The 1,391-nt window shown below is 66.1% G+C and carries 1 protein-coding gene; it reads right to left on the reverse strand.

Translation table 11 applies throughout. The features are described 5' to 3' along the window. Positions 1 to 41: 41 nt before the first annotated feature. Positions 42 to 1,292, reverse strand: coding sequence for an IS256 family transposase (locus HHX40_RS35460; RefSeq protein ID WP_310738423.1), 1,251 nt, complete (start codon positions 1,290 to 1,292; stop codon positions 42 to 44). Between the last annotated feature and the right edge of the window lie 99 nt (positions 1,293 to 1,391).

A 1,391-nucleotide genomic window follows, 5' to 3' on the forward strand; every position in this document is an offset into this window, starting at 1 on the left:
GGGTCTGTCCAATCAACGGTGTAACTCGGTCTTGATTGGTTCTATCGGGCGGTTGGGGTCAGGCGGCCTTCGAAGGTGATGGCGAAGGCGTTGAGGGCGGCCTTCCATCGGGTCACCCAGCGTTTGCGGCCCTTTCCTGTCGGGTCCAGGCTCATGACGGCCATGTAGACGCATTTGAGCGCGGCCTGCTCGTTGGGGAAGTGTCCGCGGGCCTTGACCGCCCGGCGGATGCGGGCGTTGACCGACTCGATCGCGTTCGTCGAGCAGATCACCCGGCGGATCTCGACATCGAAGGACAGGAACGGCACGAACTCCGCCCAGGCGTCCTGCCACAGCTTCACGATCGCCGGGTACCTACCGCCCCAGGCCTCGGCGAACTCGGTGAACCGCTCGAGCGCTGCGGCCTCGGTCGGGGCGGTGTAGACCGGCCGCAGCGCTTTGGCGATGGCGTCCCAGTGCTGGCGGGCGGCGTAGCGGAAGGAAGCGCGCAGCAGGTGCACCACACAGGTCTGCACCACGGCCTGGGGCCAGACCTGTTCGATGGCCTGCGGCAGCCCCTTGAGGCCGTCACAGACCATCATGAGCACATCGGCGACACCCCGGTTCTTGATCTCGGTCAGCACATGCAGCCAGAACTTGGCGCCCTCGCCGCCGTCGCCGGCCCACAGCCCGAGGATGTCGCGCTCACCGTCGGCGGTGACCGCCAGCGCAATGTAGATGGGACGGTTGGCGACCTGGCCATCGCGGATCTTGACGTGGATGGCGTCGATGAACACCACCGGATAGACCGCGTCCAGGGGGCGGTTCTGCCATTCGGCCATGCCCTCGATCACCTTGTCGGTGATGGTGGAGATGGTTTGCTTGGAGACCTCCGCGCCGTAGACCTCGGCCAGATGTGCGGAGATCTCCCCGGTGGTCAGCCCCTTGGCCGCCAGCGAGATGACCATCTCATCGACACCCGACAGGCGCCGTTGCCGCTTGCGCACGATCTTCGGCTCGAAGCTGGCATCCCGATCGCGAGGGACCGCGATCTCGACCGGCCCGACGTCGGTGATGACCGTCTTGGTCCGGGTGCCGTTGCGAGTGTTGCCGCTGCCACGACCGGCCGGATCGTGCTTGTCGTAGCCGAGGTGGTCGGTGAGTTCGCCTTCCAGCGCCGACTCCAGCACCAGCTTGGTCAGCCGGCCCAGCAGCCCGTTCTCACCGACCAGTTCCAGCCCCTCGGCGCGGGCCTGGTCGACCAGCCGGGCCACCAGCTCCCGATCCGACGCTTCATCCTCTTTCCGCGCCACCGCGGCGTCCTCCAGGTCCAACGCTTCGGATGCCTGGATCACCGTACTCGTCACAGGTGTCTCCTTGATCAGGAGTTACACCGTTGTTCTTACAGTCCC

Origin of the sequence: Microbispora sp. H10949, assembly GCF_014161435.1 — a bacterium.
In the GTDB taxonomy this organism is placed as follows: Bacteria; Actinomycetota; Actinomycetes; order Streptosporangiales; family Streptosporangiaceae; genus Microbispora; species Microbispora triticiradicis.